Below are 18,919 nucleotides of genomic sequence, written 5' to 3' on the forward strand. Positions count from 1 at the left end.
CCGCCCCTCGGCCTGCCGCCGGAGAGTCGGAGAAGGGGTCAGCCCTTCTGCATGACCTCGGGCTCGTGCCGGCGCTGGAGCCGGGTCACGAGGACGCCGATGGCGACGGAGATGACGATCAGCACACCTGCGTCGATCGCCCACTGGGCGACGCTGTGCTTCCAGAGCGGGTCGTAGTTGGGGTTCTGGAAGTCCTTGTTCCAGGGGCCCATGAGCACGGACAGGTCGAGCGTGGTGGACACGATGCCGGTGCCCCAGCGGGCCGGCATCAGCCAGGCGACCTGCTCCAGTCCGGGCTTGCTGAAGATCTGGAAGAGGCAGCCGGTGAAGACGACCTGGACGATGGCGAACATGACCAGCAGCGGCATGGTCTTCTCGGCGGTCTTCACCAGCGCGGAGATCATCAGGCCGAACATCATCGCGGCGAAGCTCAGCAGGATCATGCCGATGGTCATCTCGATGATCGGCAGGTTCTTGACGATCAGGCCGTGCTCGGGGAGCTTGCGCGGCAGGAAGCCGACGGCGGAGATGATGGCGCCCTGGATCACGCTGAAGAAGCCCAGCACGATGATCTTGGACATCATGTACGCCGAGCGGGAGAGCCCGGTGGCTCGTTCCCGCTCGTAGATCGCCCGCTCCTTGATCAACTCGCGGACCGAGTTGGCCGCCCCGGAGAAGCAGGCGCCGATCGCCAGGATCAGCATGATCGTCGCGGCGCCGCTGTTGAGGTGGAGCTGTGTCTTGGGGTTGGGTGCGAGCCCCGGTTCGTTGGGGATCAGCACGCTGACCGCGCCGATGACGGCGGGCAGCAGCACGGACAGCGCGAGGAAGCCGCGGTCCGAGGCGAGCACCGACATGTAGCGGCGCATCAGCGTCCACAGCTGCGAGCCCCAGCTCTGCGGCTTCGGCGGCTTGACGGCCTCCTGGGCGACCTGGACGTGCTGCACCTCGCCCGCCTCCACGGTGGGCGCGGAGTACTGCTGGTAGTGCACCGAGCCGCGGTAGCGGCCGGCCCAGTCGTGGTCCGGGTAGTTCTCGAAGGCCTGGAAGACGTCCGCCCAGGTCTCGTACCCGAAGAAGTGCAGCGCCTCGTCCGGCGGGCCGAAGTAGGCCACCGAGCCGCCCGGCGCCATCACGAGCAGCCGGTCGCAGAGTGCGAGTTCGGCCACCGAGTGGGTGACGACCAGGATGGTGCGGCCGTCGTCGGCGAGGCCGCGCAGCATCTGCATGACCTCGCGGTCCATGCCCGGGTCGAGGCCCGAGGTGGGCTCGTCCAGGAAGATCAGCGAGGGCTTGGTGAGCAGCTCCAGGGCGACCGAGACACGCTTCTGCTGGCCGCCGGAGAGCGCGGTGATCTTGTTGTCGGCACGCTTGTCCAGGCGCAGCTCGTACAGCACCTCGTCGATCCGGGCGTCGCGCTCGCGCGCCTCGGTGTCGCCGGGGAAGCGCAGCTGGGCGGCGTACTTGAGGCCCTTCCGGACGGTGAGCTCGCGGTGCAGGATCTCGGACTGCGGCACCAGGCCGATGCGCGAGCGGAGCTCGGCGAACTGCTTGTAGAGATTGCGGCCGTCGTACAGGACCTCGCCGCGGTCGGCCGGGCGGTAGCCGGTGAGGGCGCGCAGCAGCGTGGACTTGCCGGAGCCGGACGGGCCGATGACCGCGACCAGGGACTTCTCCGGGACGCCGAAGCTGACGTCGTCGAGCAGGACCTTCTTGCCGCCCTTGTGGTCGACCTCGACGGTCAGGTGGCGGGCGGAGAAGGAGACCGCGCCGGTGTCGACGAACTCCTGCAGCTGGTCGCCGACCAGGACGAAGCTGGAGTGGCCGACGGTCAGCCGGTCCTGCGGGCCCATCAGCTGACGCTGCACCCGCTGGCCGTTGAGGAAGATGCCGTTGTGGCTGCCGAGGTCGACGATCTCGTAGCGGCCGTCCGGGAGCTGACGCAGCTCGGCGTGGTGGCGGGAGACCTGGAGGTCGGACACCACGATGTCGTTGTCGAGCGCACGACCGATCCGGGCGGTGCGCATCGAGGACGTCAGGTTGCGGATGATGGTCGGCTGCGGCCCGCCGCCACCGTGCTGCGGCGGGGCCGGGAAGTCCTGCTGCTGCGGGAAGCCACCGTGCTGAGGCTGGGGCTGCGGCGGGGCCGACTGGGCCTGCGGCGGCGCGTACTGCTGCTGTGGGAACGGCGGCTGGGCCTGCGACTGCCCGGGCCAGGCCTGCTGCTGCGGCTGCTGGTACGGGTCCTGCTGCGGCCAGCCCTGCTGCGGGGCGGGCTGCTGGGGCGTGGGCACCGGGCCTCGGCTGGTGGCGGCCTCGTGCATCGGGGTGGCCTGTGGAGCCGCCGCCTGCGGAGCGGCGGCGTGCACGGGTGCGGAGAAGCCGAGCCGGGGGCCGTTCTCCGGGTTGCCCAGGTTGACCACGGCACCGGGGAACAGCTGGGCCTGCAGGGTGCGGGCCCCGGCCACGTACGTTCCGTTGGTGCTGCCGTGGTCGTCCAGCTGCCAACCGCTGCCGTTGAAGCTCATGGTCCCGTGCTGCCAGGAGACCCTGGCGTCCTCGAACGGGAAGTCCGACTGAGGGTTGCGCCCGATGGTGTAGGACCGCCCGGGCTCCAGAGTCCGCTGCTGTCCGTTGATCTCAATGACGAGTTGCGGCACTGCTCGCCTGCCCCGCTCTCTCGGTTCCCCCGAATTGTGGCCCCCGGCCGGGGCTGCGATGTTTCTCTGACTGACGGGGGGAATCATTCCAGCCCGCCGACCGCCGGTGAAAGTCGGCCCGGGCGACTGTGACCAGGCTGCTACCGACCCCGGACCGCGCCGTCCCGCGAGGTGGGACGGGTGCCCCCGGGCCGTCGGGCGCCCGGTAGCGTGGGAGGCACCATGAACGCATCGCCCCTGGCCGCTGAGCCCCTCCCCGCCGCCCAGCACCGGACCGCGGACGAGCGCACCCTGCTCGTCAAGGTGTTCGGCAAGGACCGCCCCGGCATCACTGCCGGCCTCTTCGCGACGCTGGCCGGCTTCGGCGTCGACGTCATCGACATCGAGCAGGTCGTGACCCGTGGCCGCATCACGCTCTGCGCGCTGGTCACCCCGCCCCCCGTACCCGCCGCCGAGGGTGGGCTGCGGGCCACCGTCCACCGCTGGGCCGACGAGCAGAAGCTCCAGGCCGAGATCCTCTCCGGCATCGGTGACAACCGGCCGCGTCGTGAGGGCCGTTCGCACGTCACGGTGCTCGGCAATCCGCTGACCGCCGCCGCCGTCTCCGCGCTCACCTCCCGGATCACCGCCTCGGGGGGCAACATCGACCGTGTCTTCCGGCTCGCCAAGTATCCGGTGACGGCGGTCGAGCTGGCCGTCTCCGGTGTGGCCACCGACGAGCTGCGGGCCGCGCTGGCCCAGGAGGCGGCCACCCAGCGGGTGGACGTCGCGGTGGTCGCCGCCGGGCTGGAGCGCCGGGCCAAGCGCCTGGTGGTCATGGACGTCGACTCCACGCTCATCCAGGACGAGGTGATCGAGCTGTTCGCCGCCCACGCGGGCTGCGAGGAGGAGGTCGCCGAGGTGACGGCGGCGGCGATGCGCGGCGAGCTGGATTTCGCCGAGTCGCTGCGGGCCCGGGTGGCGCTGCTGGCCGGGCTGGACGCCTCGGTGACCGAGAAGGTCCGCGCCGAGGTCCGTTTCACACCGGGTGCGCGCACCCTGATCCGTACGCTCCAGCGCCTCGGCTACCAGGTCGCGGTGGTGTCCGGCGGCTTCACCCAGGTCACCGACCACCTGGTGGAGCAGCTGGGCCTGGACTTCGCGGCCGCGAACACCCTGGAGGTGGTGGACGGCAGGTTCACCGGCCGGGTGGTCGGCGAGATCGTGGACCGGGCGGGCAAGGCCCGTTGGCTGGCCCGCTTCGCCGAGCAGGCGAAGGTGCCGCTGGAGCAGACGGTGGCGATCGGCGACGGCGCCAACGACCTGGACATGCTGAACGCGGCCGGCCTCGGGGTGGCGTTCAACGCCAAGCCGGTGGTGCGCGAGGCCGCCGACACCGCGGTGAACGTGCCGTTCCTGGACACCGTGCTGTACCTGCTGGGCATCACCCGTGAGGAGGTCGAGGCAGCCGACGCGCTGCACGGCACCCCGACCGAGACCGATTAGGAGCCGGCCCGGCAACGGCCGGTGGAGTGAGGCCCGAGGAACAGCCCGAGGAGGGCGCCCGGCCCGCGGACACGGACCGGTACGGCCTGCGGACACAGACGAGGGGCGCGCGGATCGCATCCGCGCGCCCCTCACCTGTGTTCCCGGGGTCAGTCCTGCGGCGTGTGGTACGAGACCAGCTCGGCCACGCCCGGCTCGACGCCCTTCCAGGAGCCGCTGAAACTGAGCACCGCGATCGCCGCCGTCGGGAAGCCACCGAGCCGCAGCCGCTCCAGCGCGTCCCGGTCGCCCGCGTCCCCGGCCAGCACCTGGGTCAGACCCAGCACACCCGGGTTGTGACCGACCAGCACCACGTCCGAGTACTCCTCCGGGGTCTCCTGGAGCACGGCGATGATCTCGCCGGGGCTCGCCTCGTAGACCCGTTCCTCGTAGACGGTCTTGAGGGGCCGCTGCGGCAGCTCGTGCACCGCCAGCTTCCAGGTCTCTCGGGTGCGCAGCGCGGTGGAGCAGACCACGTAGTCGGGGTTGATGCCGGAGTCGACCAGCCAGCGGCCGGCGTCCGGGGCCTGGTGACGGCCCCGGTCGGCCAGCGGCCGGTCGTGGTCGTCCACGCCGTTCGGCCAGTCGGCCTTGGCATGGCGGAGAACGATGATCCTGCGGGGCGTGTCGGCGCTCATACCCAGCAAGCTTGGCAGAAAAGCGGCCCGGCGGCGCGATGCTCCCGGACGCCGCCACTCCGAGGGACGACGAGTGTCACCGTGTCCCGTTCACCGGAGCGTCGGGTGGAGTACGGGCGCAGGGGCGCAGAGGCGTCCGTCAGCCGATCGAGGCCGCGACGGTGGCGATGAGCGCCACCAGCACCACGATGGCGGAGAAGGCGAGGGCGATGCGGCCGAGCTGCTTGCGGCCGTCGGTGGGATTGGGATCGAGAACGGGCATGTCCGGAATTCTCCCATCCCGAACACGCCCGCCGTCAGCTGGCCCCACCCCCTTGGCCGGGCCTTGACCTTGGCCGTCGGGCCCGGGCCCCGGGCCCCGGGCCGCACCGCCGCGTGCGGCCGCTCAGCGTCAGGCTGTCAGGCCTCGGCCCGCTCCGCCGGGCGCACCGCCTCGTCCTCGATGTGCCGGGCCCGCGCGGCGCGCAGGCCGAACAGCATCTGCGGAACCAGCAGCAGCGACAGGAAGCCCAGCGGCCAGTACCACTCACCGGTGGCCCCGTAGAGCCAGCCGACCAGGATCGGGCCCGGGATGGACACCAGGTATCCGATGCCCTGGGCGAAGGCGGAGAGTTGCGCGACCCCGCCCGCCGACCGGGCCCGCAGTCCGATCATGGTCAGCACCAGCGGGAAGGCGCAGTTGGACAGGCCCAGCAGGACCGCCCAGAGCCAGGCGCCCCCGGCCGGGGCGAGTGCCAGCCCCGCGTACCCGGCGATGCCGCAGCAGGCCAGCACGACCACGAACAGCCGCTGGTCGCCGCGCCGTGCGGCCAGGTTGGGCAGCACGAAGGAGACCGGCACGCCGATCACCATGGTGACCGCGAGCAGCACCCCGGTGGTGCCCTCGCCGATGCCGGCGTCCTGGAAGATCTGCGACATCCAGCCCATGACCACGTACGCGCCGGTGGCCTGGAGGCCGAAGTACCCGGCCAGCGCCCAGGCGGTCCGGCTGCGGGTGATCGGCAGCCGGACGGGGGCCGCTGCGCCGGCGGCCCGCTCGCCGCGCTCCCGCTTGGCGATCAGCACCAGCAGCCAGAGCCCCAGGGCGAGCGCTCCCAGGACGGCCCAGACACCCAGGCCGTAGCGCCAGTCGCCGCCGAGCGACTTGGTCAGCGGCACGGTGACGGCCGCAGCCAGCGCGGTGCCGGCGGACAGCGCCATCGAGTAGAGGCCGATCATCGGCCCGACCTTGTCCGGGAAGTACCGCTTGATCACCACCGGCAGCAGCACGTTGGAGACCGCCACCCCGGCCAGGGCGAGGGCGGTGAGCAGCAGGAACACGGCAGTGCCCCCGGCGAACGAGCGGGCCAGCACGCCCGCCGTGATGGCGCCCATGCCCGCCGTGACGACCGCGATCGGACCGATCCGACGGGCCGCCGCGGGCGCGGCGAAGCCGAACAGCCCGAAGCACAGCGACGGGACGGCGGTGAGCAGCCCGGCGAGCGTCGGGTTCATCCCGAGGTCGTCGCGGACCTGCTTGAGCAGCGGCCCGAGGCTGGTGACCACGGGGCGCAGGTTGAAGGCGGCGGCGGCGATCGCGACGGCGAACAGCCAGCCCAGGTACTTGGCCGAGCCGGAGGCGGCGGGCTGCTCGGCGGTCGGTGTCCGGCTCTCGGTCCGGGCGGAAGCGGTGGTGTCTGCTGCGGGCATGGACAGCATCATAGAATGATGGGATGAATTGATGCACCTTGGAATTGGCATGATGTGCCGACCGTTCATCGTCCGGCCACTTCCCACCCAGGCCCCATCCGAGCCGTAGCCGTCAAGGAGTCCCCCGTGGCGCTGTCCTCGCCGAGGCGCACCCCGCTGTCCGACCAGGTGATCGCACAGCTGCGTGCCCAGATCACGTCCGGGGAGTGGCCGGTCGGCTCGCGCATCCCCACCGAGGCCGCCCTGGTCGAGCAGCTCGGCGTCGCCCGCAACACCGTCCGCGAGGCCGTCCGCGCCCTCGCCCACAACGGACTGCTCGACATCAGGCAGGGCTCCGGCACGTACGTGCTAGCCACCAGCGAGCTGGCCGGAGTGATGCACCGCCGCTTCGCCGACGCCGACCAGGGCCAGGTCGCCGAGCTCCGTTCGGCGCTGGAGACCTCGGCGGCGGCCCTCGCCGCCCGCCGCCGCACCGCGCACGACCTGGAGCTGCTGGACGGCGCGCTGGCCCGCCGGGAGGCCGCCTGGCACTCCGGCGGCGCCGAGGACTTCGTCCAGGCCGACGCCGCCTTCCACCAGGCCGTGGTGGCCGCCGCCCACAACGACGTCCTGCTCGCCGTCTACGCCGACCTCGGCGAGGCCACCCGCGAGCTCCTGCGGCACGACGTCGGCCCCGAGCTGATCGCGGAGCGCTACATCGGCCACCAGGCCATCCTGGAGGCGATCCGGGCCGGTGACGTCGAGCGCGCCGCCGTCGAGGCCGGCCGCGCCGCCCCCGGTGGCTGCGCCCTGACCGAGGCCTGACCGCCCACCGGCCCGACACCCCGGCCGCCCCGTCCCAGGAGGCCACTCCCGGAAGGCCCCTCCCGGAAGGCCACGCTCAGGAAGCCACGCTCAGGAGGTCCCTCCCGAAAGCCCCCTTCCCGAGAAGCCCGGCCGAACGAAGAACCCCGGCCGAACGAAGCACCCTGGCCGAACGAAGCACGAAACGCCGCTGCCCGGCACCTCCGCGAGGGAGGGCCGGGCAGCGGCGTACGGGCGGAGCGTCAGGCGCCGATGGCGTGCAGACCGCCGTCGACGTGGATGATCTCGCCGGTGGTCTTCGGGAACCAGTCCGACAGCAGCGCGACGATGCCGCGGCCGGCCGGCTCCGGGTCGCTCAGGTCCCACTTCAGCGGGGAGCGGTGGTTCCAGGTGTCGGCCAGGTCGCCGAAGCCCGGGATGGACTTGGCGGCCATCGAGCCGATCGGACCGGCCGAGATCAGGTTGCAGCGGATGTCCCGCTCGCCCAGGTAGCGCGCCAGGTAGCGGTTGGTCGACTCCAGGGCGGCCTTGGCCGGGCCCATCCAGTCGTACTGCGGCCAGGCGAACTGCGCGTCGAAGGTCAGGCCGACCACCGAGCCGCCGTCCTGCATCAGCGGCAGCAGCGCCGTGGTCAGCGACTTCAGCGAGTACGCGGAGACGTGCATCGCGGTGGCCACGGACTCCCACGGGGTGTCCAGGAAGCTGCCGCCCAGCGCGTCCTGCGGCGCGAAGCCGATCGAGTGGACGATGCCGTCCAGGGTCGGCAGGTGCTCGCGGACCTGGTCGGCGATGCCGGCCAGCTGCTCCGGGTTGGAGACGTCCAGCTCCAGCACCTTGACCGGGTGCGGCAGCTTCTTGGCGATCCGCTCGGTCAGGCTCGGGCGCGGGAAGGCGGTGAGGATGATCTCCGCGCCCTGCTCCTGCGCGAGCCTGGCGGTGTGGAAGGCGATGGAGGACTCCATCAGCACACCGGTGATCAGGATCCGCTTGCCTTCGAGGATTCCGCTCATGATCAGTGACCCATGCCCAATCCGCCGTCGACGGGAATGACGGCTCCAGTGATGTACGCGGCCTCGTCCGACCCGAGGAACCGCACGGTGGAGGCGACCTCGGCGGGCGCCGCGTAGCGGCCCAGCGGCACGCCCGAGACGATCTCCGCGCGGCGCTCGTCACTGAGCACGGCGGTCATGTCGGTGTCGACGAAGCCGGGGGCGACCACGTTGACGGTGATGTTGCGCGGGCCGAGCTCGCGCGCCAGCGACCGGGCGAAGCCGACCAGGCCGGCCTTGGAGGCGGCGTAGTTGGCCTGGCCCGGGGAGCCGGACAGGCCCACCACGGACGAGATCAGCACGACACGGCCCTTCCGGGCACGCATCATCAGCTTGGAGGCGCGCTTGACCACCCGGAAGGTGCCGGTCAGGTTGGTGTCGACGACGGAGGTGAAGTCCTCCTCGGACATGCGCAGCAGCAGGGTGTCGTTGGTGATGCCCGCGTTGGCGACCAGCACCTCGACCGCGCCGTGCTTCTGCTCGATGTCGGTGAAGGCGGCGTCGACCTGCGCGGCGTCCGTGATGTCGCAGCGGACCGCGAGGACGTCGTACTTGGCCAGCGCTTCGGGCACCTCACCCGAGCGGCTGGTGATGGCCACCTTGTCGCCCGCTTCGGCGAAGGCCTGGGCGATCGCGAGGCCGATGCCCCGGTTTCCTCCGGTGACGAGAACCGAGCGGCTCAACGATCCACCTCTCTCCGTGTGTGAGCACGTACGTCGGAATGCGTACGCAGTGTGACGCTATCGGGCGGTCGGCGGCGGCGGCGCATCGGGCTCCCACAGCGCCTCCCCGGCGGATCTGTCGCAATCCGACAATCCGTGCCCGCTCGTACCGTCCCGGCGGCGGACATCTCCCAGGCCCCGGCGCTGCCCGGATCGGGGCGACTGTACGGGAACAACACGGACGGGCGCACCCGTTGCCCCCGTGGTGCGGTCCGGCCCGGGAGCGGCCGTACCGATCCCCGACCATCCCGGCGAGCGACGAAGGCAGAGCGGATGACCATGGCACGGCCCGGGAGCACCCACCGACGCGGACGACTGCTGGCCCTCACCGCCCTGGCGGCCGGCCTGGGCACGGCCGCCTGGGCGCTGCGCGACCTGCCGGCCGCGTTCGGGCGACGGCCGGACGGCGAGCGCGAGGAACGGGTGCGCAACTCCCCGCAGTACCGCGACGGCGTCTTCCACAACGCGCCCTCCACCCTCGCCCGCACGGCCGGCGCCCCCGGCTTCGACGGCGCCGCCGCCCGCCGGATGCTGTTCGAGCGGGCCGGCCGCGTCCCCGCCCGTCCGGTGCCGACCGTCCGCCCCGTCTCCCCGCCCGGGCCGGCCGCCGAGGGCGTGGAGGTCACCTGGTACGGGCACGCCTCCGCCCTGGTGGAGATCGAGGGCTTCCGGGTGCTGCTCGACCCGATCTGGAGCGACCGCTGCTCCCCCGCCGCGCACGTCGGCCCCAAGCGGCTGCACCCGGTGCCGGTGGAGCTGGAGGAGCTGCCGCAGGTCGACGCGGTGCTGATCTCGCACGACCACTACGACCACCTGGACATGGCGACGGTCAAGCGCCTGGTGCGCAGCCAGTCCGCGCCCTTCGCGGTGCCGCTCGGCATCGGTGCCCACCTGCGCCGCTGGGGCGTCCCCGAGCACCGGATCATCGAACTGGACTGGGACGAGACCTGCACCCTGGGCGACCTGGTGCTCACCCTCACCGCGGCGCACCACTTCTCCGGCCGCGGGCTGACCCGCAACACCACCCTGTGGGGCTCCTGGGTGGTCGCCGGCCCGAACCGCAAGGTCTTCTACACCGGCGACTCCGGCTACTTCGAGGGCTACGCCCGGATCGGCGGCCAGCACGGCCCGTTCGACGCCGCACTGGTCCAGATCGGCGCCTACGACGCCGCCTGGGCGGACATCCACATGACCCCCGAGGACGCCGTCCTCGCGCACCGGGACCTGGCCGCCGGCCTGCTGGTGCCCGTCCACTGGTGCACCTTCAACCTGGGCCTGCACCCGTGGGCGGAGCCGATCGAGCGACTGGTGAAGGCCGCCAAGGAGCAGGCCGTCCCGCTGGTCGTGCCGCGCCCCGGCGAGCGGGTCGACGTCGACAACCCGCCGGAGCTGGACGGCTGGTGGGAGACCGTCGGCTGACGGCTCTCGCGGGCGCGCCGGGAGGGCACGCCGGGAGGGCACGCCGGAAGGGCGGACGGGCGCGCCGGGAGGACGGGCCCCGGCGGCCGGACCGTCCCGGCCGAACCGCGGCGCACCGGTGGAAATGCGCTGGCCGGAAACCCTGTGGACGGGAAATGATGCGGTGCGGGCGCCCCTGTGGCGCCGCACCGCCACCCTCCGCGACCTGGGAGCACGATTGCCTCCGATCCCTCCGGCCGATCGCTCCGGCGCCCCGCACGGGCGCGCCGTCGACCCGCTGTTCCTCGCCCTGCCGCTGCGGCCGCTCGCGGACGCCGCCCTCGCCCGGGCCCGCGAACTGGGCTCGAGCCACGCCGACTTCCGCCTGGAGCGGATCCGCAGTGCCTCCTGGCGGCTGCGCGACGCGCGTCCGGCCGGCACCTCCGACAGCGTGCAGCTCGGTTTCGCCGTCCGGGTGGTGCTGGACGGCGCCTGGGGCTTCGCCGCCGGCGTCGACCTCACCCCCGACGCGGCGGCCCGGGTCGCCGAGCAGGCCGTCGCGGTGGCCCGGCTCTCCGGCGGGATCAGCCGGGCGGCCGGCTCCACCGAGCGGGTCGAGCTGGCCGACGAGCCGGTCCACCGGGACGTCACCTGGGTCTCCGCGTACGAGGTCAACCCCTTCGAGGTGCCGGACGCCGAGAAGACCGCCCTGCTCGCCGAGCGCAGCTCCCGGCTGCTGGCCGCCGAGGGCGTCTCGCACGTCCAGGCGGCCCTGCGGACCGTCCAGGAGAACAAGTTCTACGCGGACACCGCGGGCACGGTGACCACCCAGCAGCGGATCCGGGTGCACTCCGACCTGGAGGCCACCTCGGTCGACGAGCGCACCGGCGCCTTCGACTCGATGACGACCCTGGCCCCGCCGGTCGGCCGCGGCTACGAGTTCATCGTGGGGGCCCGGGGGTCGTCCCCCGACGGACGCGGCCTCACCGGCTCCGGAGCCGGCACCGGCTGGGACTGGGACGCCGAGCTCGCCGAACTGCCCGTCCTGCTGGCCGAGAAGATGCGGGCCCCGAGCGTCGAGGCGGGCCGCTACGACCTGGTCATCGACCCGACGAACCTCTGGCTGACCATCCACGAGTCGATCGGCCACGCCACCGAGCTGGACCGCGCGCTCGGCTACGAGGCCGCCTACGCCGGCACCTCCTTCGCCACCTTCGACCAGCTCGGCTCGCTCAAGTACGGCTCCGAGCTGATGCACGTCACCGGCGACCGCACCGCCGAGCACGGGCTGTCCACCATCGGCTACGACGACGAGGGCGTGGCCACCCAGTCCTGGGACCTCATCAAGGACGGTGTCCTGGTCGGCTACCAGCTCGACCGCCGCATCGCCGAGCTGAAGGGCTTCGAGCGCTCCAACGGCTGCGCCTTCGCCGATTCCCCGGCGCACGTCCCGGTGCAGCGGATGGCCAACGTCTCGCTGCAGCCGGCCGCCGACGGCCCGGACACCGAGGGCCTGTTCGCCGGGGTGGAGAACGGCCTGTACATCGTGGGCGACCGCTCGTGGTCGATCGACCAGCAGCGGTACAACTTCCAGTTCACCGGGCAACGCGCCTACGCCATCAAGAACGGCGAACTCGCGGGCCAGGTGAAGGACTTCGCCTACCAGGCCACCACCACCGACTTCTGGGGCTCGATGGCGGCGGTCGGCGGCCCGCAGACCTACTTCCTCGGCGGCGCCTTCAACTGCGGCAAGGCGCAGCCCGGTCAGATCGCGGCGGTCAGCCACGGCTGCCCGTCGGCGCTGTTCCGCAACGTCAACGTGCTCAACACCCAGCAGGAGGCGGGTCACTGATGACCGCGAAGCAGCCCCACGAACTCGTCGAGCTGGCGCTCGGCTTCTCCCGCGCCGACGGCTGCGTGGTGATCGCCGACGAGGAGTCCACCGCCAATCTGCGCTGGGCGGGCAACGCGCTGACCACCAACGGCGTCACTCGCGGCCGCCGCCTCACCGTGATCGCCACCGTGGCCGGCGCCGAGGGCACCGCCTCCGGCGTGGTCTCCCGCGAGGCCGTCACCGAGCAGGAGGTGGAGGAGCTGGTGCGGGCCGCCGAGGAGGCCGCCCGCGCGGCCGGACCGGCCGAGGACGCGCAGCCGCTGATCGCCGACCGGCCGTCCTCGCCGGACTTCACCGAGCCGCCCGCGCTGACCTCCGTCGAGGTGTTCGACGCCTTCGGCCCGGCCCTCGGCGAGGCCTTCGCCCGCGCCGCCGCCCGGGGCGAACTGCTGTACGGCTTCGCCCGGCACGAGATGACCTCCAGCTACCTGGGCAGCTCCACCGGCCTGCGGCTGCGCCACGACCAGCCCACCGGCATGGTCGAGATCAACGCCAAGACCGCCGACCTGTCCAGCTCCGCCTGGGTGGGCGCGTCCACCCGGGACTTCGCCGACATCGACGTCGCCGCCCTGCACACCGAGCTGACCAGGCGGCTCGGCTGGGGCGCCCGCAAGGTGGACCTGCCGGCCGGGCGGTACGAGGCGCTGCTGCCGCCCTCGGCCGTGGCCGACCTGCTGATCGTCCTCAACTGGTCCTCCGGCGGCCGGGACGCCCAGGAGGGCCGGACGGTCTTCTCCAAGCCCGGCGGGGGCACCCGGATCGGCGACAAGCTCAGCGGCCTGCCGCTGACGCTGCGCTCCGACCCGCACGAGCCCCACCTGGAGGCCGCGCCGTTCGTGCTCACCCACTCCACCGGCGGGGACTACTCGGTCTTCGACAACGGCCAGCCGGTCGCCGCCACCGAGTGGATCCGCGACGGCGTGCTGAACGACCTGATCACCAGCCGTCACGCGGCGGCCCTCACCGGCCTGCCGCTGCGCCCGGCGATCGACAACCTCGTCCTGGAGACGGCCGACCAGGAGTCGGCGCCGACCCTGGACGAGATGATCGCCCGCACCGAGCGCGGCCTGCTGCTCACCTGCCTCTGGTACATCCGCGAGGTGGACCCGGCGACGCTGCTGCTCACCGGGCTCACCCGGGACGGCGTCTACCTGGTGGAGAACGGCGAGGTCGTCGGCGAGGTCAACAACTTCCGGTTCAACGAGTCCCCGGTGGACCTGCTGAACCGGATCACCGAGGTGGGCCGCACCGAACGCTGCCTGCCCCGCGAGTGGAGCGACAACGTCACCCGCACCGCGATGCCACCCGTGCGTGTCACGGACTTCAACATGAGTTCGGTCAGCCGGGCCTCCTAGCCGCTGACCAACGGGGGATACGAGAGACATGATGGACGAGAAGCGCATGGTCAGATCGAGCAAGATGCTGTCGCGCATCCTGCGGCACGAACCCGGGCTGGTGGGGGTCACGCTGGACGGGGCCGGCTGGGTCCGGGTCGACGAGCTGCTCGACGCGCTCGCCGCCCGGGGCAGGCCGCTCACGCGGGCCGAGCTGGACCACGTCGTGGCGACCAACAACAAGCGCCGCTTCGGCTATTCGCCGGACGGTCTCTCGATCCGCGCCAATCAGGGCCACACGGTGGCGGTCGACCTCGGTCTGGCCGCCGCCGTGCCACCGCCGGTGCTCTACCACGGCACCGCCGACCGGCACCTGGCGGCGATCTTCCGCGAGGGCCTGCGCCCGATGGCCCGCCAGGACGTCCACCTCTCGGCGGACACCGGGACGGCGACCGGGGTCGGCGCCCGGCACGGCCGTCCGGTGGTGCTGACCGTGAACGCGGCGGCGATGACGGCGGCCGGCCACGAGTTCCGGCTCAGTGAGAACGGCGTCTGGCTCACCGACGCCGTGCCCCCGCGGTACCTCTCCCGACGCTCGTAGCCCGCCGGGCCGCGCCCCGCGCCGACGACCGCGACCGTTGGGTCTGTCCGCTCCGCCGGACAGGCCCTTCGCGTACCCGACCGGGTGGGTCCGGCCCACCCGGTCTCGTCCCCACCCGTGCCCGGGCGTACCGTGAGGAGGCCGCGCGGCAAGGCGCGCGGGTGCGCGACGAGGGCGGTAGGACACATGGGCAAGAGCGCCGACGACGGGCAGGTCTTCCGGATCACGGGGGCGCGCAGCAGCCTCACCGAGGACGTCCGGGGACGCCAGCGCCGCTACGTCATCTCGATGCTGGTCCGCACGGCCTGCGTGCTGCTCGCCGTGGTGCTGTGGGACGTCCAGCGGGTGCTGGCGTTCGCCGCCCTGGCGGGGGCCGTCCTGCTGCCGTACTTCGCGGTGCTGATCGCCAACGCGGGCCGGGAGCGGGCCCCGGGGCTGCCGAGCACCTTCGACTTCCCGCTCGACACCCCGCTGATGCTCGGCCCCGGTGGGGCGGGTGGGGCTGGTGCGAAGGCCGGTACAGGTGAGGCAAAGGCCGCTCCCACCGATCCTTCACAGGACGTGGACTGACCGTCCGTTTCACGCCACTTCGCCCTCGTTCAGCTCGTCGAAAGCTCAAAAGAAGCTCAGATTAATCATGCAAGACCTCCCCATCCGAGGGTGGTGGCGTGACATACTGCGTACGCGCTCCGCATCCCCCGTCGGAGCGACGGACCGACGCCGGGCGGCTCCCCCCGTGGCTGCCCGGCGTCGCCATGCCCGGATCCGGTCGGCCCGAGCGGGCGTGACAGACTGGCGGTGCAGACGTCACCCGCCAATCGTTGAGGACGGCCCGATGGACACCCCGCAGACGCCGATCTGCTCCGCCAAGGGCTGCCGGGCGGACGCCGGCTGGGTGCTGGTGTGGAACAACCCCAAGCTGCACACCCCCGACCGCCGCAAGACCTGGCTCGCCTGCGACGAGCACCGCGAGCACCTCTCCCAGTTCCTCGGGGTGCGCGGCTTCCTCAAGGAGGTCGTCGCCTTCGCCGACTGGACCCCCGAGGCCGTCGAGAGTTCCGGCGGGGCTGCCTAGCAACCCGTCCGGGGGCTCCGGCGAGTCGGCCCGGAGGACGGACCGGTCCGGAAAGCGGTCCGCCGCCGAGGGACCGCCTAGCCGCCGATCGCGGACATCGGCCGCTCGGGCTGGAGGAACTCCGGGTCGTCGATCCCGGCCCCGGCCTTCTTGCCCCACATCGCCGCCCGCCACAGCGCGGCCAGTTCGGCGTCGTCCGCGCCCGAGCGCAGCGCGGTGCGCAGGTCGGTCTCGCCGGTCGCGAACAGGCAGTTGCGCACCTGGCCGTCGGCGGTCAGCCGGGTGCGGTCGCAGGCCCGGCAGAACGGACGGGTGACCGAGGCGATCACGCCCACCCGGCCGGGGCCGCCGTCCACCAGCCAGCGCTCGGCGGGTGCCGCGCCCCGGCGCTCGGACGGCTCCGGGGTGAGCGCGAAGCGGGCCCGCAGCAGGTCGAGGATCTCCGTCGCGGTGACCATCGACGCGCGGTCCCAGCCGTGCTGGGCGTCCAGCGGCATCTGCTCGATGAAGCGCAGCTCGTAGCCCCGCTCCAGGCACCAGGCCAGCAGGTCGGCCGCCTCGTGGTCGTTGACCCCGCGCATCAGTACCGCGTTCAGCTTCACCGGCGCGAGCCCGGCGGCCTCGGCGGCGGCCAGCCCGTCCAGCACGTCCTGGTGGCGGTGGCGGCGGGTGAGGGTGTGGAAGACCTCGGGGTCGAGGGTGTCCAGCGAGACGTTGACCCGGTCGAGGCCGGCCTCGCGCAGCGCCGTCGCGGTGCGGGCCAGCCCGATGCCGTTGGTGGTCAGTGAGAGTTCCGGGCGCGGTTCCAGCTCCGAGCAGGCGGCGACGACGGCGACCAGTCCGGGGCGCAGCAGCGGCTCGCCGCCGGTGAAGCGGACCTCGCGCACGCCCAGGTCGCGCACGGCGACGGTGACGAGCCGCACGATCTCCTCGTCGGTGAGCAGGTCCGGCTTGGCGAGCCACTGCAGGCCCTCCTCCGGCATGCAGTAGGTGCAGCGCAGGTTGCACCGGTCCGTGAGGGAGACCCGCAGGTCGACGGCCTGTCGTCCGAAGGTGTCGAGCAGCACGTGCGTCCTTCCCCGAGATGCGGCCGGCCCGGCCACCGTCACGGCGGGCCGGGCCAGCATAGTCATCGCGGAACGATCAGTGGGCGCCCAGCCCGGTCAGCGAGCGCACCTCCAGTTCAGCGTACTTCGCCGGGTCGGACTGTTCCCTGGACAGCAGCGTGCCGAGCCAGCCGGCCAGGAAGCCGACCGGGATGGAGACCAGGCCGGGGTTCTCCAGCGGGAACCAGTGGAAGTCGGAGTGCGGGAAGAGCGAGGTCTTCGCGCCGGAGACCACCGGGGAGAAGACCACCAGCGTCACCGAGGTGATCAGTCCGGCGTAGACCGAGCTGACCGCGCCGACGGTGGTGAAGCGCTTCCAGAACAGCGAGTAGAGCAGGGTGGGCAGGTTCGCCGAGGCGGCGACCGCGAAGGCCAGGGCGACCAGGGCGGCGGTGTTGAGCTTGTCCGCGAAGAGGCTGAGCACGATCGCGACGGCCCCGATCGCGACCGCGGCCCACTTCGCCGAGCGCACCTCCTCCTTCTCGCTCGCCTTCCCGCGCCGGATCACGTTGGCGTAGAGGTCGTGCGCGAAGGAGGCCGAGGAGGCGAGCGTGAGCCCGGCGACCACGGCCAGGATGGTGGCGAAGGCGACCGCGGAGATCACCGCGAGCAGGATCGCGCCGCCGGTGGTCCCGGCGCCTCCGCCGAGCGCCTCGGCCAGCTGGGGCGCCGCGGTGTTGCCCGCCGCGTTCGCCGCCTTGATCGCCTTGGAGCCGACCAGCGCGGCGGCGCCGAAGCCGAGCGCCAGGGTCATCAGGTAGAAGACGCCGATGATGCCGATCGCCCAGAGCACCGACTTCCGGGCCGCCTTGGCGGTGGGAACGGTGTAGAAGCGGACCAGGATGTGCGGCAGGCCGGCGGTGCCGAGGACCAGCGCGATGCCCAGGCTGATGAAGTCGAGCTTGGCGGTGCCGCTGCCGTACTTCTGCCCTGGTTGGAGGAAGGCCTCGCCCTTGCCGCTCGCGCTCGCCGCCGCGCCGAGCAGTTCGGAGGGGTTGAAGTGGTACTTGGCCAGTACCAGGACGGTCATCAGCGCGGCGCCGGCGATCAGCAGCACCGCCTTGACGATCTGCACCCAGGTGGTGCCCTTCATCCCTCCGATCACCACATAGATGATCATCAGCGCGCCGACCCCGACGATGGTCCAGCGCTTGGCGGCGTTCCCCTCCGCGCCCAGCAGCAGCGCGACCAGGGTGCCGGCGCCGACCATCTGGGCGAGCAGGTAGAAGATCGACACCACGATGGTGGAGACGCCCGCCGCGGTGCGCACCGGGCGCTGGCGCATCCGGAACGCGAGGACGTCCGCCATCGTGAAGCGACCGGAGTTGCGCAGCGGTTCGGCGATCAGCAGCAGCGCGACCAGCCAGGCGACCAGGAAGCCGATCGAGTAGAGGAAGCCGTCGTAGCCGGTGAGCGCGATGGTCCCGGCGATGCCGAGGAAGGACGCGGCGGACATGTAGTCGCCGGAGATGGCCAGGCCGTTCTGGAAGCCGGTGAAGCCGCGGCCGCCGGCGTAGAAGTCGGAGGCGCTCCTGGTCTGCCGCCCGGCCCAGACGGTGATGCCGAGGGTGGCCAGGACGAAGACGCCGAACAGGGCCATCGTCAGACCGCGGTGCTCGGTGGCGGAGCTGGCGAGCGAAGTCATTCGGCGGGCTCCCGGGGTGCGTGGACGACGGCGCCGTGCGCCTCGCGGATCGCCGCGGCGGACGGGTCGATCCGCCGGTCCGCGTAGCGGGCGTACCAGGCGGCGATCGCGAAGGTGGTCACGAACTGGAGCAGCCCGAGCACCAGGGCCACGTTGACGTGCCCGAGGACCTTGGTGCGCATCAGTCCCGGCGCGTAGCAGGAGAGCAGGACGTAGAGCAGGTACCAGAGCACGAAACCGATGGTGACCGGGAAGGCGAAGCTCCGGAACGAGCGCCGCAGGGTTCGGAACTCCTCGCTGTCGTCGATGAGTTGGGCTTCCGTGGCGGCGGTGGTGAGCGGCGGCGAATCCACGCTGTCTCCTCACTCCTTCGGCGTATTTGTCACACGGGGGGATCGATCGAACGTGAGGGGCGTCACATGTCTGGCGCCGCGCAATGCTAGGAGCGTCCTGCCCGCCCCGGAAGGGGTTGACCGCGATCAGTCGAGCGTTCACCCCCTCGCACCATCCGATTGGCCGAAAAGCAGTCCATCTCAGCGACTTCGCCGCACCGGACCGCCCCCCAGCCCCCGACACCCGACACCCGGCCGCCGCCCGCGCCCTCCCCCGGGAACGACACCGGGAGCGGCCCCGGGAAACGACACCGGGAAACGACACCGGCCCGTGCCGCACCCCGAAGGCGCAGGGAGGGGTGGGGGGCGGGGGGGCGGGGGGTCAAAAACTGACCCGCACCCTCGCGAACAAGACGGTGTCCCTTGCGCGGTCACCATCTGGGACGTC

General features: G+C 72.3%; 17 protein-coding genes. 8 read left to right on the forward strand and 9 right to left on the reverse strand.

Features of this window, described 5'->3' with window-relative positions; translation table 11 throughout:
• Window positions 1–38: 38 nt before the first annotated feature.
• The gene (locus ACFVGO_RS15140) at window positions 39–2,660 is read right to left on the reverse strand and encodes an FHA domain-containing protein (protein ID WP_380632115.1); all 2,622 of its coding nucleotides are present in this window, start codon (window positions 2,658–2,660) and stop codon (window positions 39–41) included.
• 222 nt (window positions 2,661–2,882) lie between these two features.
• Here ACFVGO_RS15140 and serB point away from each other — a divergent pair, with 222 nt between their 5' ends.
• Complete coding sequence (gene serB / locus ACFVGO_RS15145) at window positions 2,883–4,145, forward strand: phosphoserine phosphatase SerB (RefSeq protein ID WP_380353183.1); 1,263 nt, start codon at window positions 2,883–2,885, stop codon at window positions 4,143–4,145.
• Between the two features lie 149 nt (window positions 4,146–4,294).
• On the opposite strand, the gene ACFVGO_RS15150 is transcribed toward serB, so the two are convergent.
• The 3 genes from ACFVGO_RS15150 to ACFVGO_RS15160 all read right to left on the reverse strand — a co-directional run bounded on the left by ACFVGO_RS15150 (window position 4,295) and on the right by ACFVGO_RS15160 (window position 6,520).
• Window positions 4,295–4,822: a histidine phosphatase family protein gene (locus tag ACFVGO_RS15150; protein ID WP_359911470.1), complete on the reverse strand. Its 528-nt coding sequence runs from the start codon at window positions 4,820–4,822 to the stop codon at window positions 4,295–4,297.
• Window positions 4,823–4,961: 139 nt separating this feature from the next.
• Entirely contained in the window at window positions 4,962–5,084 is a 123-nt protein-coding gene (locus ACFVGO_RS15155; RefSeq protein ID WP_359911473.1) for an SGM_5486 family transporter-associated protein, read from the reverse strand.
• A 137-nt stretch (window positions 5,085–5,221) separates the two neighbouring features.
• Window positions 5,222–6,520 (reverse strand): CynX/NimT family MFS transporter, encoded by a 1,299-nt coding sequence (locus tag ACFVGO_RS15160; RefSeq protein WP_380632188.1) that lies wholly within the window; start codon window positions 6,518–6,520, stop codon window positions 5,222–5,224.
• A 117-nt stretch (window positions 6,521–6,637) separates the two neighbouring features.
• Between ACFVGO_RS15160 and ACFVGO_RS15165 the strand changes: the two genes are divergently transcribed.
• Window positions 6,638–7,315, forward strand: a complete 678-nt coding sequence (locus tag ACFVGO_RS15165) for a FadR/GntR family transcriptional regulator (RefSeq protein WP_380632118.1) — start codon at window positions 6,638–6,640, stop codon at window positions 7,313–7,315.
• Between the two features lie 242 nt (window positions 7,316–7,557).
• Here the strand turns inward: ACFVGO_RS15165 and fabI are convergent, their stop codons facing one another.
• The gene (gene fabI / locus ACFVGO_RS15170; protein WP_359911482.1) at window positions 7,558–8,325 is read right to left on the reverse strand and encodes an enoyl-ACP reductase FabI; all 768 of its coding nucleotides are present in this window, start codon (window positions 8,323–8,325) and stop codon (window positions 7,558–7,560) included.
• A gap of 2 nt (window positions 8,326–8,327) precedes the next feature.
• Window positions 8,328–9,047 (reverse strand): 3-oxoacyl-[acyl-carrier-protein] reductase, encoded by a 720-nt coding sequence (fabG, locus tag ACFVGO_RS15175; protein WP_380632120.1) that lies wholly within the window; start codon window positions 9,045–9,047, stop codon window positions 8,328–8,330.
• 312 nt (window positions 9,048–9,359) lie between these two features.
• Here fabG and ACFVGO_RS15180 point away from each other — a divergent pair, with 312 nt between their 5' ends.
• The 6 genes from ACFVGO_RS15180 to ACFVGO_RS15205 all read left to right on the forward strand — a co-directional run bounded on the left by ACFVGO_RS15180 (window position 9,360) and on the right by ACFVGO_RS15205 (window position 15,388).
• A complete protein-coding gene (locus tag ACFVGO_RS15180; protein WP_359911486.1) occupies window positions 9,360–10,505 on the forward strand; it encodes an MBL fold metallo-hydrolase in 1,146 nt (381 codons plus the stop codon).
• 226 nt (window positions 10,506–10,731) lie between these two features.
• A complete protein-coding gene (locus tag ACFVGO_RS15185; RefSeq protein WP_380632190.1) occupies window positions 10,732–12,336 on the forward strand; it encodes a TldD/PmbA family protein in 1,605 nt (534 codons plus the stop codon).
• Window positions 12,336–13,733, forward strand: coding sequence for a metallopeptidase TldD-related protein (locus ACFVGO_RS15190; RefSeq protein WP_380353178.1), 1,398 nt, complete (start codon window positions 12,336–12,338; stop codon window positions 13,731–13,733). Before ACFVGO_RS15185 ends, ACFVGO_RS15190 begins: the two co-directional genes overlap by 1 nt.
• Window positions 13,734–13,764: 31 nt before the next feature.
• Window positions 13,765–14,313, forward strand: a complete 549-nt coding sequence (locus tag ACFVGO_RS15195) for an RNA 2'-phosphotransferase (protein WP_380632192.1) — start codon at window positions 13,765–13,767, stop codon at window positions 14,311–14,313.
• A 186-nt stretch (window positions 14,314–14,499) separates the two neighbouring features.
• Window positions 14,500–14,883, forward strand: a complete 384-nt coding sequence (locus ACFVGO_RS15200) for a DUF3099 domain-containing protein (protein ID WP_359911491.1) — start codon at window positions 14,500–14,502, stop codon at window positions 14,881–14,883.
• A gap of 265 nt (window positions 14,884–15,148) precedes the next feature.
• Window positions 15,149–15,388 carry a hypothetical protein gene (locus ACFVGO_RS15205; protein ID WP_359911494.1) on the forward strand — a complete coding sequence of 80 codons (240 nt, stop codon included), beginning with the start codon at window positions 15,149–15,151 and terminating at the stop codon, window positions 15,386–15,388.
• Window positions 15,389–15,465: 77 nt separating this feature from the next.
• Here ACFVGO_RS15205 and moaA read toward each other — a convergent pair whose 3' ends face one another.
• The 3 genes from moaA to ACFVGO_RS15220 all read right to left on the reverse strand — a co-directional run bounded on the left by moaA (window position 15,466) and on the right by ACFVGO_RS15220 (window position 18,492).
• Window positions 15,466–16,455 carry a GTP 3',8-cyclase MoaA gene (moaA, locus tag ACFVGO_RS15210; protein WP_359911515.1) on the reverse strand — a complete coding sequence of 330 codons (990 nt, stop codon included), beginning with the start codon at window positions 16,453–16,455 and terminating at the stop codon, window positions 15,466–15,468.
• Between the two features lie 76 nt (window positions 16,456–16,531).
• On the reverse strand, window positions 16,532–18,139 hold the full coding sequence (locus ACFVGO_RS15215; protein WP_380353176.1) for a cation acetate symporter: 1,608 nt from the start codon (window positions 18,137–18,139) through the stop codon (window positions 16,532–16,534).
• Entirely contained in the window at window positions 18,136–18,492 is a 357-nt protein-coding gene (locus ACFVGO_RS15220; protein WP_359911500.1) for a DUF485 domain-containing protein, read from the reverse strand. The genes ACFVGO_RS15215 and ACFVGO_RS15220 overlap by 4 nt, the downstream gene beginning before the upstream one ends.
• Window positions 18,493–18,919: the final 427 nt, after the last annotated feature.

The organism is Kitasatospora sp. NPDC057738 (assembly GCF_042798815.1).
GTDB classification, from domain to species: Bacteria; Actinomycetota; Actinomycetes; order Streptomycetales; family Streptomycetaceae; genus Kitasatospora; species Kitasatospora lactacystinica.